Annotated in this window: 17 protein-coding genes; 13 read left to right on the top strand and 4 right to left on the bottom strand. The window is 37.9% G+C overall.

Translation table 11 applies throughout. The annotated features are described in order from the left end of the window. The first annotated feature begins 1 nt into the window (after position 1). From PF026_RS01660 to PF026_RS01715, 12 genes are all read left to right on the top strand, one after another. Positions 2-724, top strand: coding sequence for a basic amino acid ABC transporter substrate-binding protein (locus PF026_RS01660; protein ID WP_270863296.1), 723 nt, complete (start codon positions 2-4; stop codon positions 722-724). A gap of 64 nt (positions 725-788) precedes the next feature. After that, the gene (locus tag PF026_RS01665; RefSeq protein WP_270870368.1) at positions 789-1,391 is read left to right on the top strand and encodes a hypothetical protein; all 603 of its coding nucleotides are present in this window, start codon (positions 789-791) and stop codon (positions 1,389-1,391) included. Then, positions 1,391-2,005 (top strand): thiamine phosphate synthase, encoded by a 615-nt coding sequence (gene thiE / locus PF026_RS01670; RefSeq protein WP_270870367.1) that lies wholly within the window; start codon positions 1,391-1,393, stop codon positions 2,003-2,005. Before PF026_RS01665 ends, thiE begins: the two co-directional genes overlap by 1 nt. Then, a complete protein-coding gene (locus PF026_RS01675; RefSeq protein ID WP_270870366.1) occupies positions 1,992-2,768 on the top strand; it encodes an undecaprenyl-diphosphate phosphatase in 777 nt (258 codons plus the stop codon). Before thiE ends, PF026_RS01675 begins: the two co-directional genes overlap by 14 nt. A 167-nt stretch (positions 2,769-2,935) precedes the next feature. After that, entirely contained in the window at positions 2,936-3,862 is a 927-nt protein-coding gene (locus PF026_RS01680; RefSeq protein ID WP_270860041.1) for a sulfurtransferase, read from the top strand. Beyond that, positions 3,852-4,397, top strand: coding sequence for a molecular chaperone TorD family protein (locus PF026_RS01685; protein WP_270870365.1), 546 nt, complete (start codon positions 3,852-3,854; stop codon positions 4,395-4,397). The genes PF026_RS01680 and PF026_RS01685 overlap by 11 nt, the downstream gene beginning before the upstream one ends. Continuing rightward, on the top strand, positions 4,394-5,524 hold the full coding sequence (gene nrfD / locus PF026_RS01690) for an NrfD/PsrC family molybdoenzyme membrane anchor subunit (RefSeq protein WP_270870364.1): 1,131 nt from the start codon (positions 4,394-4,396) through the stop codon (positions 5,522-5,524). The genes PF026_RS01685 and nrfD overlap by 4 nt, the downstream gene beginning before the upstream one ends. Continuing rightward, positions 5,521-7,779, top strand: a complete 2,259-nt coding sequence (locus PF026_RS01695; protein WP_270870363.1) for a molybdopterin-dependent oxidoreductase — start codon at positions 5,521-5,523, stop codon at positions 7,777-7,779. The genes nrfD and PF026_RS01695 overlap by 4 nt, the downstream gene beginning before the upstream one ends. Before the next feature lies 1 nt (position 7,780). Then, complete coding sequence (locus PF026_RS01700) at positions 7,781-8,377, top strand: 4Fe-4S dicluster domain-containing protein (RefSeq protein WP_270858623.1); 597 nt, start codon at positions 7,781-7,783, stop codon at positions 8,375-8,377. A 9-nt stretch (positions 8,378-8,386) separates the two neighbouring features. Further along, complete coding sequence (locus PF026_RS01705) at positions 8,387-8,716, top strand: hypothetical protein (protein WP_270860037.1); 330 nt, start codon at positions 8,387-8,389, stop codon at positions 8,714-8,716. Beyond that, positions 8,703-10,541: a hypothetical protein gene (locus PF026_RS01710; protein ID WP_270863299.1), complete on the top strand. Its 1,839-nt coding sequence runs from the start codon at positions 8,703-8,705 to the stop codon at positions 10,539-10,541. The genes PF026_RS01705 and PF026_RS01710 overlap by 14 nt, the downstream gene beginning before the upstream one ends. Beyond that, positions 10,529-11,959 (top strand): multiheme c-type cytochrome, encoded by a 1,431-nt coding sequence (locus PF026_RS01715; protein WP_270863300.1) that lies wholly within the window; start codon positions 10,529-10,531, stop codon positions 11,957-11,959. The genes PF026_RS01710 and PF026_RS01715 overlap by 13 nt, the downstream gene beginning before the upstream one ends. Positions 11,960-12,013: 54 nt before the next feature. Here the strand turns inward: PF026_RS01715 and PF026_RS01720 are convergent, their stop codons facing one another. Genes PF026_RS01720 through PF026_RS01730 form a run of 3 tightly spaced genes read right to left on the bottom strand, consistent with a single transcriptional unit; the run spans position 12,014 to position 12,932 of the window. Further along, positions 12,014-12,457, bottom strand: a complete 444-nt coding sequence (locus PF026_RS01720; protein WP_270863301.1) for a hypothetical protein — start codon at positions 12,455-12,457, stop codon at positions 12,014-12,016. Further along, complete coding sequence (locus PF026_RS01725; protein ID WP_270863302.1) at positions 12,454-12,702, bottom strand: hypothetical protein; 249 nt, start codon at positions 12,700-12,702, stop codon at positions 12,454-12,456. The genes PF026_RS01720 and PF026_RS01725 overlap by 4 nt, the downstream gene beginning before the upstream one ends. Then, complete coding sequence (locus PF026_RS01730; RefSeq protein ID WP_270863303.1) at positions 12,702-12,932, bottom strand: hypothetical protein; 231 nt, start codon at positions 12,930-12,932, stop codon at positions 12,702-12,704. The genes PF026_RS01725 and PF026_RS01730 overlap by 1 nt, the downstream gene beginning before the upstream one ends. 66 nt (positions 12,933-12,998) lie before the next feature. On the opposite strand from PF026_RS01730, the gene uvrB reads away from it, so the two are divergent. Continuing rightward, positions 12,999-14,975 (top strand): excinuclease ABC subunit UvrB, encoded by a 1,977-nt coding sequence (uvrB, locus tag PF026_RS01735; protein ID WP_270863304.1) that lies wholly within the window; start codon positions 12,999-13,001, stop codon positions 14,973-14,975. A 21-nt stretch (positions 14,976-14,996) separates the two neighbouring features. On the opposite strand, the gene PF026_RS01740 is transcribed toward uvrB, so the two are convergent. Further along, positions 14,997-15,527: a phosphatidylglycerophosphatase A family protein gene (locus PF026_RS01740; protein ID WP_270863305.1), complete on the bottom strand. Its 531-nt coding sequence runs from the start codon at positions 15,525-15,527 to the stop codon at positions 14,997-14,999. Between the last annotated feature and the right edge of the window lie 218 nt (positions 15,528-15,745).

Raw genomic sequence — 15,745 nt, forward strand, 5'->3', positions numbered from 1 at the left:
AATGAAATTTTTTAAATTTTTACTTGCGACTGCTTTAATGTTTGGCATTGCAAACGCAAAAGATGTTTTAGTTCTTGGCACAAATGCTGAGTATCCGCCGTTTGAATTTGTCGATGAAAATACGACTATTACGGGCTTTGATATGGAACTTGTGGCAGAACTTGCCAAAAGAGCCGATGTAAAATATGAGATTTTAAATATGAGTTTTGACGGGCTAATTCCTGCGTTAAAATCAGGCAAAATCGACTTTATCGCTTCTGCTATGAGCGCAACAGATGAACGCAGAAACGCGGTTGATTTTACAGATTCTTACTTTTTTACACAAAATTTATATATTAAAAAGAAAGATGATACAACCATAAATTCAAAAGACGATCTAAAAGGCAAAAAGGTTGCTGCTCAGCTTGGCACAGTCCAAGAAATGGCAGTTAGAGAGCAAAATTTAAATGTCATCACAAACGAAAACACAACTATTTTGGTAATGTCGCTAAAAAGTGGCAAGGTTGATGCGATTTGCACGGATTCTTCTGTCGGGTATGATTATTTAAGAAAAAATGATGATTTGGTCGAATTCGCCGTTGAACCAGATGGCAGCGAAGGCTTTTCATTTGCGTTTGATAAAGGCAAATACCCAGAAGTCATCGCTAAATTTAATGCCGCACTTGAAGAAGTCAAAAAAGACGGCACTTACGATAAACTTTTGGAAAAATATAATTTAAAATAATCTTTTTTGCGTTAAATTTGGTCAAATTTGACCGAATTTAACGCATTTTTTAAAGGAAATTTTTATGAAAAAATTTGTTTTTTTATTTTTTGCGATTTTTTTGGGAGTTACTTTTGGTGCTTCGAACGATAAAAATTTGCAAAAAGTTATGCAATTTACAAAATTTTTTGACGACAGATATTTTGCCTTTAAAATCAATCCTATAAAAGAAATCGCTTGTGAATTTAGCGATTTAAGCATTATTTCGATACAAAATAAACCAAGCTGTATAAGTGATAAAAAAGAGCTTGAAAAATTTGAAAAAGAGCATAAAAGTGCGGTTGAGCGAATTTTGCAACCGGGGCGAAATTATTTCATAAAAATTAACTCTGCAAAAAGCAAAGATCATTTTGGTTGTGACATTAGCACCGATAAAAAGAATTTTCGCCTAGTGCTAGTCAAAGAGGGCTTTGCCGTGCCAAGCAAAAACGCTCACAAGCTTTTACACGAAGCTTACGAAGACGCTGTTAAAAACAAAAAAGGTATGTTTAGTGCTAAATTTGAAAGCGTTACAGAGTGCATTTTGGGCAATTCCAAGAAAAAAGAAGAGATAAAAGAAGAGCCAAAAGTGCAAACACCACAAGCACCACAAAAAAGTGAAAATAAAATAGAGATAGAAATAAATTAATGAGCCAAATTTACGCATTAACCGATGATAATCTAACGCCAAATTCTACCATTTTTTCGCAAGTGCGTGAAATTTTAGATAGTGGCGTAAAAATCGTGCAGTATCGTTCTAAAATGGCGTTTCAAGATGAAAAAATAATTGCTTCGTTGATTTCACTTTGCGAAGATTTTAATGCAAATTTGATAATCAATGACAATGTGGAAATGGCAAAAAAACTGGGTGCGCATGGCGTTCATATCGGCAAAGACGACGGCGAAATAAAAAATGTGCGTGAATTTTTGGGGGCTGGTAAAATCATTGGCGTAACTTGTTATAGCGATTTAGAACGGGCAAAATTCGCACAAAATAATGGAGCTAGTTATGTCGGTTTTGGCGCAATGAGAGCAAGTCATACAAAACCAAACGCACCACTTTGCGAAGAGCAAATCATAATAAAAGCAAAAGAGATTTTGCAAATTCCGCTTTGCGTCATCGGTGGTATAAATGCCGAAAATTTAGCCGAAATTTTAGAGTTAAAGCCTGATTTTATCGCCCTTGTAGAAGCGATTTATAAGCCAAATTCGATTTCGCAAAACATTTCAAATTTAAAAGGTATAATAAATGAACGCATTTGACGCCGTGATTTTAGGCATAGTGGAAGGCTTGACAGAATTTTTGCCTGTTAGTTCAACAGGACATATGATTTTAGCGTCGCATTTTTTAGGCTTGGAGCAGACAGATGCGCTAAAATGCTTCGAGGTCGTAATTCAACTAGGCTCGATTTTAGCGGTAGTTTTTATGTTTTTTGAGCGACTTAAACAAGATTTTTCGCTTTGGGTTAAGCTAATGGTGGGATTTGTCCCCACAGCAATCATCGGATTTTTGATGTATAAGACGATAAAATCGCTATTTTCACCCGCTACGACAGCGTATATGCTTGTCATTTGGGGCGTGATTTTTATCGTGGTCGAGCTACTTCGCAAGAAAAATCCGCCTAAAAGCCAGAGCGAACATTTCAGCGAAATTTCATACAAACAAGCCTTTATAATCGGGCTTTCGCAGTGTTTTGCTATGGTGCCGGGGACTTCTAGATCGGGAGCGACCATCATCGCTGGGCTTCTTTGTGGGCTTAGCCGAAATTTAGCAGCCAGATTTAGCTTTTTACTAGCGATTCCTACGATGTTTGCGGCGACTTTGTATGATACTTACAAAAACCTTGACACCTTCGTGCAAAATTCGCAAAATATTTGGATTTTTCTGCTTGGTGGAGCGGTTGCCTTCGTGGTCGCGTTAATCGCAATCAAGCTGTTTTTGAGCTTTGTTAGCAAATTCGACTTTATCCCGTTTGGAATTTATCGCATAATTGTAGGAATTTTGTTTTTGGTTGTCATTTTATAGTAAATTTTGCTAAAAAATTAAATTAATTTAATAATAAAAATTCTTATTAAAGCCCATTTTTAGGGAACTCATTGTAACCATATCACATAAAAATTTGTAAAAATTATGATAGAATTCAAAAAAGAAAGTTAGTCATAACTTAAATTTTTTTATGCAAAGGAGAAAAAATGAGTGTTGCAAAATTTGCTACAAAATTAAGCGCAGTGGTTGCTTTAACTTCTTGTTTATTTGCTTTGGATTTACCACAAAACAAGGTTGTTGATGTCGAGTGGTTAAAAGCAAATTTAGCCGATAAAGATTTGGTTTTAATCGATCTTCAAGAGGGCGAAGGATATGCAGCAGGTCATATTAAAGGTGCGATTGCATGGAAAGAAGCTGATTTTAGAGAGGCAAGAGGTGAAATGCCAGGATTTATTGCTTCTCCGACAACAGTTGAGAGATTATTTCAAAAAAGCGGTATCAAAGATACTAGCGCGGTAGTTTTCTACAACGACGCAAAAGCGGCTCCTGATTATACTCTTTCGACTTTGGCAGTGTTTGTATCTGAATACTATGGCTTTACAAATACAGCTATATTAAATGGTGGTATTGATGCTTGGAAAAAAGCAGGTGGCGAACTAAGCACAGAGGCTAGCGCACCAGAAAAAAGCGATTTTAAAATCACTAAATTTAACACAGACATAGTTGCTTCTGTTTATCAAATAGATGAAGCTGTTGTTACAAATAATATGGCGTTAATCGATGCTAGAAATGACGCATTTTATAACGGCGAAAAAGCCCACCCAAAAGCCGATAAAGGCGGACATTTAGAAGGCGTTGATGGACAAATTTTTATCGGTAAAATTGCAAAAGAAAATGACGGAATTTTCTATATAAATACTGATAAAGATGCGCTTGGTGAAGTTTATAAAGGTGCAGGAGTTGATCCGATGGCACCGCAAATTTGGTATTGCAACACTGGTTGGCATGCAAGCGGCGGCTGGTTTGCGACAAAATATATCATGGGAAATGACAAAGTCAAAAACTATGAAGGTAGTATGGTCGAATACTCTAAACTTTCAAAAAGAAAAGTTTTAAAAGGCGATGAAAAATAATCAAACTTTGATTGATTGCCTAGATTTGTGCGCTGATTTGTTTGCTTTTCCGGAGCAGAATTGGTGCGAGAAATACTTTGAACTCGGTGAATTTGCAAACGGCGAATTTGCCGAGTTTTTTGACGAAAATTCAAATGTCAAATTTAAAGATTTAAAAGTGCCAAATTTAGATGAGATTATTAGTGATTATATAAATTTTTTTGACCTAAACTCAGCTAAATTTGGCACTTCATTAATGGCCGGAATTTGGCTAGATAAAAAAATGTTTGGCAAAAATCACGATGAAATTTGCAAATTTTATGAAATTTGTGGCTACAAAGTAGAAAAAAACTGCGATCATATATCAAATTTAATTGCATTTTGTGCTATTTTGGTTGAAAACGGCGAAACTCAAAAATTTAATGAATTTTGCAAATTTTTATCGTGGATTGGGAATTTAAGAGTAAATTTGGCAAATTTACCAAATTTAGTTTATTTTGAGTTTATTTTGTGTTTTTTTGAGTTTTTGATTGCGAATTTAAAGGACAAACAATGACAACAATCGCTAAAAACAAGGATTTTAGGCTTCTTTTTGTTGCACTGGCACTTTGCTGTATCGGGCTGGTCGGCATTGCATTGGTATTTTTCAACGGACAAGAAGCTAGTTATGGTGTAAGCAGGGAGATTCCGTTTGGGCTTTTGCTTATGGGATATGCCTTTTTTGTGGGCATTAGCGTAGGAGTTGCCACGATCGCTACGGCTGATCATCTATTTGGATTTCACGCATTTTCTAAAATTTCACGCCATTTACAGCTTTTGGCTATTGCTGCGCTTTTAGCGGCATTTTGGCTGATTTTTTGGGAGCTTGGAAGCCCTTTTAAACTGCAAGTTTTGCGTTTTGTAAGGTATTACTTTAATTTCGCGGTAGAAAGCCCGATTTGGTGGATGAGCACTTTTTATCTCATCGAAACTCCGCTTTTGATAATCGAGCTAATTTTAATGCTAAAAAACAGCGAAAAAGCTTCGTTTTACGCAGGAATTGTCGCATTTATAATGGGAATAATCGCTTTTAGCACACTTTCAATGGTCTTTGCCGTAAATTCAGCTAGACCGATTTGGCATACGCCAAGCTTTACTATTTCATTTATTTTTGGAGCCTTGATTTGCGGCATAAGCGTGATTTTTGTCTTTGTAAATTTAAGCAAAAAAGCCCTAAATGAGCGAATTTTGCGAAATTTGAATATTTTTATGTTTTTGCTACTTTTGGCTATTTTATTTATAAATTTTTGGGACATTGTGATTTCATCGTATGGAAGCGGAAGTTATCTAGCCAAAAATTTCGAAGTTTTTACAAACGGAAATTTGTCGTTTAATTTCTATTTTTTCGAAATTTGCATTGGGATTTTGCTTCCGATGATTTTGCTTATTTTGTCTAAATTTCAAAATTTAAAAATTTCATTTTTGGCTGGAATTTTAGCCATTATCGGCGTATTTTTTGCTAGGTTTGACGGTATTGTGGGCGGTCAGCTTGTGAGGGTTGAGAGCGAATTTTTAGGCAAGATAGAGTTTGGCTCATACTGCCCAAGCGTGGCAGAAATCACGATTTTTATCTCGGGCATTGGCGTAATGCTCTTTATTTACGCACTTGGAAAAACATTTTTAAATTTGGAGAGTGAAAAATGAGAGAGCTTAAAATAACAAGACGAAATTTCCTAAAAATGGCTTCTAGTGTCGCAGTTGCCGGCACAGCAGGTATCACAGGGCTTCCAAATCCACTAATGGCAAAAACGCACAAAAACTCGCCCGAGCTTTCAAATTTATTAGAATACGACGAAGGCGTAAAAACTCCAAATTACTGCGAAATGTGCTTTTGGAATTGTGGCGTAAATGTTTTTACAAGGGACGGCAAAATTCACAAAATCGAAGGAAACAAGCTAAATCCATACAATTACGGCACGATTTGCGCTAAGGGAAATGCGGGGGTTTATTCTACTTACGATCCAGATCGCTTAAAATACCCGATGATTAGAGTCGGCAAACGGGGCGAAGGCAAATGGAAAAAGGTCAGCTGGGACGAAGCGTTTGACTTCGTGCATGAAAATTTAGAAAAAATCATCGACAAATACGGCGCAAAAAGCATTGCAGCCTTTGCCCATGGAAGCTGTTCGAGCTATTTTCATAAATTTGCTAGCTTGCTTGGCACTCCAAATGTAAGCTACGCTTCATTTTCTGAGTGTCGTGGCAGTAGAGCGATTGGCTGGTCTTTGACATTTGGCGGTGGCGGTATCGGCGGACATGAAAACTACGATATGGCAAACACCAAATATATGATTTTATTTGGCAGAAATATGGCAGGAGCGATTCAAGTCAGAGAAGCAAGGGATTTTATGGAAGGCCTAGCAAATGGCGCAAAACTCGTCTATGTAGATCCACGCCAGAGCGAAAGTGCCGTTAGAGCGCACAAATGGCTTCGCATAAAACCTGGGTGCGATATGGCACTAGCACTAGCGCTAATCCATGTCATAATTAGAGATAATCTAGCAAATATGGAATTTATCAATAAATACTGCTACGGCTTTGATAAACTTGCCCGTCATGTCAAACAATACACCCCGAAATGGGCAGAAGAAATTTGCGGTATAAAGGCTGAAACTATTGAAGAAGTAGCGTGGGAATTTGCGAAGTTTGCCCCGCATGTCCTAGCTATCGCACCGCGTAGATTTTCAAGATACGCAAACGACACGCAAACAGCAAGAGCAATTGCGATATTAAATGCGATTATGGGAAATTACGGCGTAAAGGGCGGAACTTGGGTAAATCAAAGTATAAATCTAGCCAAGCTCCCAAAAGATGATGACGCACCAGCCGTAAATGAGCCAAGAGCTGACGGCGTTGGCACAAGGTGGCCGTTTAATCCGCCAAATTTAGGACTAACGGGCGAAATTTATCGCGCGACTTTAAGCGAACAGCCATATCCGATAAAAGCGTGGCTGACCTACGATACAAATCCGCTAGGACACACGGCAGTCGAAGCAAACGGCGTCATGAAATCAATCGAAAAGCTAGATTTTATCATGTCAATCGATACGCAGATGAACGATTTTTGCGCGTATTGCGACATAGTTTTGCCTGAAAGCACATATTTAGAAAAAGACGACGGCCCATATATCCAAAAATACGATGTGCCGTTTGTGGCTGTAAGAAAGGCTGCGATTAAACCGCTATACGATACCAAGCATGTTTTTGACATAGTGCGTGGGATTTGCAAACGCTTTGATATGGATGAGTATTTTACCATTTCGCCAAGTGATGCGATAAATAATTTCGTAAATTCGCTAAGCCCCGAAGATAAAGAAAAATTTGAAAAAGACGGCATTTTGTGCGATTATTTAGCCGATGCGTATCCGCAAAGTAGCGGTAAGCCACTAAGCTTTCCTACCAGAACGGGCAAAATTCATCTATACAACCCTGATATGGAAAAAATGTATGAAGAATACGGTGATGTCTGCGCACCACTGCCTACTTGGGTAGCACCGCCACAGCCAAAAGAAGGCGAGTTTAGATTGCTTTTTGGTAGAGGCCCCGCTCACTCACATGCAAGAAGCCAAAATAACAAGCTCTTACTTGAACTTGAAGATGATAGCCCGATTTGGATAAATCCTGATGACGCGGCAAATTTAGGTTTAAAAACTGGCGATAAAGTCATAATGATAAATGCTAAAACAGGGCTTAAATCAAAACCGCAAAATATAAAAATCACAAAGCGAATAACAGCCGGAAATGTCTTTATCCACCACGGCTTTGGGCATGTTAGCAAAGAGTGGAGTAACGGCTTTGATAAAGGCATTAGCGATGTTTATTTTTGTAGTAATGACATTGATCCGGTAAGTGGTTGTAGCGGCTTAAACAACGGCTTTGTTAGACTTGAAAGGGCGTAAGATGAACTCACTAATAAATAAAAATCACAAAAAAGAAAAAAACCTAGCTATGGTGATTATCGGCGATCGCTGTATCGGGTGCGATGCGTGTTATGTAGCGTGTAAAACCGAGTGGGAAGTGCCACTTTTCAAAGAAGCGTATCGCACAAGGGTTTTTGAAGTCGAAAACGAAGACAACGCAGGAAATCCGATTTTAAATTTCTTACCTGTGCTTTGTAACCACTGCGAAAATTCCCCGTGCGTGGCAGTTTGCCCGACAGAAGCTAGTTTCAAGCGTGAAAAAGACGGCATCGTCATCGTCGATCCCTCCCTTTGCATAGGCTGCAAAGCCTGTATGGTAGCCTGTCCTTACAACGCCAGATACTACGATGAACACAAACAAAGCGTCGATAAATGCACATTTTGCGCCCCAAGAGTGGATAAAGGTTTGCTTCCGGCTTGCGTAACCACCTGCGTGGGAAAATCGCGAAATTTTGGCGATTTAAATGACCCAAATAGTGATGTTTCGCAAATTTTGGCTAAGGCCACAAGTATAACTCGCCTAAAAGAGAGTGACGGGCTTGAACCAAATGTTTATTATGTAACGATAAATTCATAGGAGAAAATGATGAAAAAGATAATTTTAAGCATGGTTTTACTTTGCAGTTTTGGCTTTGCGGAGAATTTGCAAAGCTACAATACTTCAAAAGCGCAGGCGGAGCATTTTGTAAATCTCTCACGCGAAGCTGTGGCAAAAAATAATCTCACACTTGCTAGGGCATACGCAAAAAAGGCGATTCAAGCAGACGCTTACAACAAAAAAGCGTGGGAAAGCTATGACGATGTTATCCAACGCCTAGCCGATGAAGGTATGATAGACGAATTTGGTGCCAAAGCCGATGAAAGCGAAGTAAGCGCTCCAAAACCGACGGGCGGAGCGCAATTTGAAGGTTGCTAAGGGAATTTTAGCGATTTTGATTCTAAGCCTGTGCGTTTGGACGGGCTTAGAATTTTTTGATTTCAAATTTGCTTCACAAAACGCTTCAAATTTGATAAATTTGGCAAATTCTAGCGTTAAAAATCATAACTCAAATTTGCCAAATTTATCAAATTTATGCCTAGCTTGCCACGAAAATTTCACTTCCCCAAGCCCGTCGCATGATGATTTAAGCTGTATAGATTGCCATGATGGCGTAAATTCAAATAACGAAAAAATCGCTCATTTAAATTTGATAAAAAATCCCGCAAGCCTAGTAAATGCGAAAAAAAAATGCAACTTTTGCCATGCAAATCAAATAGCGCGAGTTTCGATTTCGCCGATGCAGTCGCAAAGCCCAATCCGAGCGAATTTAATCGAAGATTGGGTAGAAAAATCTACAAGCCATGATTTAAGCAAAGACGAGCTAAAAGCCCTAGCTAATAACCACTTTCAAAGGGCGTGTAATGCCTGTCATATCGATCAAAAAAGAGAAGTTTTTGAAAACAAAGATTTAGCCAAAGGCGGTGGTTGCATGGCGTGTCATGGCGTAAATTTGGCAAATTTAGAAAACTCAGTAAATTTAGAAAACCTGTCAAATTTAAACACTGCAAATTTAGAAAATTCGTCAAATTTAAAAGCTTCACACACTAAATTTACAACCCAAATTCCAAGTTCAAATTGTGTTCGCTGTCATAATCGTTCAGCTCGTATCGGGCTTTCGTATTTTGGCAAATTTGAAAGCGAAGGCGTAAAAGCGCCGTTTGACCATGCTCACACACTCGCTGACGGACGCCATTTTTACGAGCTTGAAGCTGATATTCACCACAAAAAAGTAGGGCTTGATTGCGTTGATTGCCACACGAGTTACGGCGTTATGGGCGATTTAAAGGCACACAAAAATATGCGAGAAGCTGTCGATATAAGTTGTGTTGATTGCCACGAGCCTAAATTTGACGCCCCGAACGAAACGGCAAAAAAACTAGCAAATTTAAATCCAAATTTGCAAATTTTTGATGAAATCGCCTATACTCGCAAGAAAAGCTCCCCACTTTACAATGTCGCAAAAAACGGCGATAAAACGCTCATTTATCGCAAAAAGGACGGCAAAAGCTATGAAATTGTGCCGCTATCAAATTTGCCTTATCACAAAAACGAAATCCACGAAAATCTAACCTGCCAAGCCTGTCATTCACGCACAATGCCAAGCTGTTATGGTTGCCACGAGCAGTATTTTGCCTCTTCTTCGCAATATAACTGGCATAGAAAGGAATTTGAAAAAGGCGAGTGGCAAGAAATGCGAAGTTTTTTGCGTTTTGAAAGCCCTGCACTTGGTGAGCGAAATGACGGCAAAATCGCACCTTTTGCACCCGGCTGTCAGGTTATAGGCACGGTATATGATAAAAATGTCAGCAAATTTCACTCTATGAGCATGGCTAGTTGGGATCCGCATACGACGGGGTCTGCAAAAACCTGCACAGAGTGCCATTTTAGCTCTACTGCACTTGGTTTTGGGCGTGGAAATTTGGAATTTGAAAACGGAAATTTGAAATTTAGCCCGTATTTTGAAGCAAATGCAACTAAATTTGGCTTTTCGTATTCGATTGATGCATTTGTGGAAGCAAATGGAACACAAAATCAACACGCTTCAAAAAATGATAAAGCTTTATCAAAAACGCAAATCCAAAAAATCGTAAATGCCTACAAATGCGTCATTTGCCACGATAAATGGGAAGATAAAATTTATGAAAATTTTGAGCTTTCAAAAGATAAATTTAATCAAGGGCTAACAAAATGTATGGATTAAATTTATTCAAATTTACTCTTTTTTGCGTGATTTTTAGCGTTTTTTTAAATGCAAATTGCACCGAGTGCCATGAAAAAATCGAAAAATTTGACGCAAAAAACCACGATTTTTCATGCCAAACTTGCCACCTAAAAAAAGCCGATATTTTAAGCACCGATCACGCTAAAATCGTAGCTCACCCGGCAAGTAATGAAAATATGAGTGAATTTTGTGGCGAGTGCCACGAAAGCCATATAAAATCCTACAAAAACTCAAATCACTTTACGCATAAAAACGAAATAAACACGATTTTAAAGGCATTTGGCATTGATAAAAATGCTAGTATTTTAGAATTTGCAAATTTACAAAAAGAAAATTTAGACGATACGCAAAAACTCGCCATTGAAATAATCTCTCAAAAATGTCTAAATTGCCATACGAGCGTTCAGGGTCAAAACGGCGCATTTAGGGGGCTAGGCTGCATGGCGTGCCATACGCACTATGCAGACAATGGGAAGTATCAAGGCAAAGACGAGTTTGCTGGGACAAACCTACACTCCAAAACGCACGAGCTAAAAAAGGCTGATAGCGGGGTTTGTCAAAGTTGCCACAATAAATTTTTTGTGGGGGCTGATTTTACGGGGCAATTTCCAATTGATGCTCACAAAGATTTTCGCACACCATTGGGTATTAACGGAAATTTTCCTAGTAAATCTAACGGAGATTTTTATCATCAATTAAGCCCTGATATTCACGCAAATTTAGGCTTTTCGTGTATTTCTTGCCACACTTCGCACAAGCAAAATTCTAGCGATAAATTTGACGAATTTTTTGCAAAAAAACAGAATGATTTTGAGCTAAAATCTTGCGAAAGTTGCCACAAAATAAAGCCAAATTTTGCTCACGCAAATTACCATGATAAGCTTTCTTGCGTCGCTTGTCATGCGAGCTGGCAAGGTAGTTTTTATGAGCTAAATTTGATAAAAGATGAGAGCAAAGACGAGAAAAAATGGCAAAATTTAATCGAATTTGATAAAAATACAAAAAAATATCACGCTGTTTTTTCGCTAAGTAGGTTTGAAAATTTGCTTTTGCTAAATGATTTAAATAGCGGTAAAATTGCAATTTCAAGACCGATTTTTCAGTATAATTTAATTCATTTTTCAAAAGACGGCAAGCAAATTTCGCCGTTAAAGAATAAAAAATTTGAGATTTTTGCTCCATTTAGCCCACACGCGATAGGCAAAAAGGCTAAAAACTGCGAACTTTGCCACGAAAATCCTTTGCAACTAGGCAAAAATTATGGCGGTATTAGCGAATTTTTTACACCAAGCAAAAATGCTAAATTTAATAATTCTACTCTGTTAAGCGAAGAACAATTAAATCGCCTAAATTCGCTATTTTATAAAAAAACAAGAGCCAAAATGATAATTAGGTAAGATAGTAAGATATTTTATAGAATTTGCTACTAGGCAAATTCTATAAATTTCAGATTAATTCATTTCAAACTTTTTTAGCTTTTGATAAAGATTCATGCTATGAAATTCTTTACAAACTTCTTTTTTGTGATTTAAATCCGTAGCTTCCATTACATATTTTGAGCCGTTTTGTTTCAAAGTTATCTGGGTGCACCATTCCATATTTCCTTTTGACTTTACGCCAACGCCAAATTTTATAGGTTTGCCGATTTCTATTTTCTCATCTAAAACACTATCTTCAAACTGCCTAACGGTCGTCATCGAACGAAGATCTCTAAATTCACCGCGTAGGAAAAAATCTTCTTTGATTTGTTTTAAAGCTGTTTCGAACTCTTGTGCATACGCTATGCCTATCGCTCCGTCTTTAACAGAGTTGATTTTCGGCATAACTACTTTAAAAAAAACAATAGCAATAATCGCTAAAAACACTATACCTCCGACACTAAAACCTTTTTTCATCTCTCTTCCTTTCCGCAACTTTTTTGCGTTTCTTTTTCAAATTCTTCAATTTCTTTTATTAAAGTAAAATTTTCGTAACTCTTTTGGATATATGCTTCTAAAAGCTCTCCTGCGTCTAAAAACTTTTCGCCCTTGCTTAGTCGTTCCCAATCTTTTTCAAAAATTTTGGCAAATTCATCTTCTAAATTGATAGTATAAGTTTTAGCAAGGGATTTGCCCGTAAATTGAACGACTATCTCTTTCATTACTCTTCCAAAACGCTTTGGATTTGTTGAAGTAGATCGTTTTCGCTTAAATTTGCCGCTGAAATTCCATCTTCAAGTTTGCTTAAATTCATACACAAAGCTTCATTTTGTGCCTTTAATTCGACTAATTCGTTTCTAAGCTCTTCATTTTGAATTCGTAAATCTCTATATCTTTTGATAAGTTCGCCGACTTTTTGGCTTAAAGCTGAATTTTGTCTAATCTCGTCCATTTTTACACCTTTTTTAATATAATTCTGCTATGCTAACATATTTACGCTTAAATTTAAAGGAAAGTTTTGAAAAAGTTTGAAATCAAAAGCAAATTTAGTCCAAGTCCGGATCAAAAAAACGCGATAGAAAAAATCGTGCAAGGCATTAAAAACGGCGAAAAATATCAAACACTGCTCGGTGTTACCGGAAGCGGAAAAACCTTTACCATGGCAAATATCATAGCAAATTTGCAAATTCCAACTCTCATAATGACGCACAACAAATCCCTTGCAGCGCAACTTTATAGCGAATTTAAGGGCTTTTTCCCGCAAAATCATGTCGAGTATTTTATCAGCTATTATGATTATTATCAGCCCGAAGCCTACATACCACGCCAAGACCTTTTTATCGAAAAAGATAGCTCCATAAATGACGAGTTAGAACGCCTTCGCCTCTCAGCCACGGCTAGTTTGCTTAGTTTTGACGATGTTATTACGATAGCTTCGGTTTCGGCAAACTACGGCTTGGGTGACCCTGCCGAATACAAAGGCATGGTGCTTCATTTGGAACTAGGGCAAAGTTTTTCTAGCAAATTTTTACTTCGCAAACTAGTTGATATGGGTTATAAACGCAATGATAACTTTTTTGATCGTGGCGATTTCCGCGCTAACGGCGATACGATCGACATTTATCCGGCGTATTTTAACGACGAAGCTATTCGTTTGGAATTTTTTGGCGACGAGCTTGAAGCGATGTATCATTTCGATGTTTTGGAAAATAAAAAAACAAAAAGCGTGGCTAAATTTATCCTTTATCCCACAAGTCAGTTTATCGTCGGCGAAAACCGCCTAAAAACGGCGATTAAAGGCATTGAAGAAGAGCTTGGCGAGAGATTAAAATTTTTTGAAAATGAAAATAAACTCGTCGAAGCCCAACGCCTAAAACAACGGGTCGAATTTGACCTTGAAATGATGAGCGCAACGGGTATTTGCAAAGGAATTGAAAATTATGCGAGATATTTAACAGGGCAAAACGCCGGAGAAACGCCGTATTCGCTGTTTGATTACTACGAGAGCAAGGGGCAAGATTACCTAGTCATCGTCGATGAAAGCCATGTTTCTTTGCCACAGTTTCGCGGTATGTTCGCAGGCGATCGAAGTCGTAAAGAAACACTCGTAGAATACGGCTTTCGCTTGCCTTCTGCGCTTGATAACCGACCTTTGATGTTTGATGAATTTATCAGCAAAAAAGGCAAATTTTTATTCGTTTCAGCCACGCCAAATGAATACGAAGTGAATTTAAGCGGCGGCAAAGTAGTAGAGCAAATTTTGCGTCCGACAGGGCTTTTAGACCCCGAAATTCTCATAAAAGATAGCGACAATCAAGTCGAAATTCTGCACGACATGGCAAAAAAGGTCATAGCTAGAAATGAGCGAATTTTAGTAACCGTGCTAACAAAAAAAATGGCAGAAGAGCTTAGCAAATACTACCTTGAACTCGGTATCAAGGTCAAATATATGCACTCAGACATCGACGCGATAGAGCGAAATGAGATAATTCGCGGGTTAAGAAGTGGCGAATTTGATATGCTAATCGGTATAAATTTGCTCCGTGAGGGGTTAGATTTGCCCGAAGTTAGTTTGATTGCGATTTTTGACGCCGACAAAGAGGGATTTTTGCGCTCGGAAACCAGCCTTATTCAGACTATGGGACGGGCTGCTAGGAATTTAAACGGGCAGGCTGTGATGTTTTGCAAAAAAATCACCCGCTCAATGCAAAGTGCTATCGATATAACCACGGCTAGGCGTAAATTCCAAGATGAATACAACCGCACTCACGGCATAACGCCACACTCGGCAAGTAGAAATATAGAAGAAAGCCTAAAAATTGATGATGGGGCTGAAATTTTAACCAAAGCGAAAAAATTAGAAAAAATGCCGGCAAATGAACGAGCCAAAATCATAAAAGAGCTTCGCAAACAAATGCTTGAAGCTGCTGCTGCGCTGGAATTCGAAAAAGCCGCTGCATTGCGTGATGAAATCGCAAAAATGAAAAATTTGTAAATTTTGGCTTAAAAATCTGCTTTAAAATATCAAATTTGAAGCTCCAAATTTTATCATTAGCGAAATAGTGATTAAAACGGCGATTCCTGCAAAAAATCCGGCTAGTATATCATCGCTCATAACGCCAAGTCCGCCTTTAACGCTTTTATCGACTCTGCCGATAATAGATGGTTTCCAAATGTCAAAAATTCTAAAATATACAACCGAAAGTATCACGCCAAGCCACGAAATTCCGTTAAATCCATCTATAAGTGGAGCAAAATTCAAAGAAAAAATCTCGCCTATCGAGCCTGAGATTGACATAGCTATCCAAACTCCTGCGATTTCGTCGATGACGATTTCTGAGTTATCATGTGAGCCACATTTTTTTTCATATTCGTTTATAATGCTAATTGAGATTAAAAAAAGCAAACAAGAAACCAAAAAAAGCGTATTTACGCCCAAAAATATCAAAATCGGCAGTGCGACAATAGCCCCTGCAATGCTTCCCCAAGTGCCAGGAGCCGGCCTTAAAAGTCCAACGCCAAAAAATGTTACAAAAAGTTTTTGCATAAATTTCCTTAAATTTTTAAATATCAAAAGTGCTATTATACTTAAATTTTTCAATGATTTTTACTATTTATTTTTATTGCAAATTTAAACTATTTTTTAAGGGGGAAGTGGGCTGACTTGCGAAGCGCCCCCTTCCCCCTTAACAACCCCCAACCCCTGCACGCTAGAAGTAGCAAATTTTGAAAAAGCTTTTGCTTTTTCAAAATTTGATTTTATAA

The organism is Campylobacter sp. CS_NA3 (assembly GCF_027797495.1).
Taxonomy (GTDB): domain Bacteria; phylum Campylobacterota; class Campylobacteria; order Campylobacterales; family Campylobacteraceae; genus Campylobacter_B.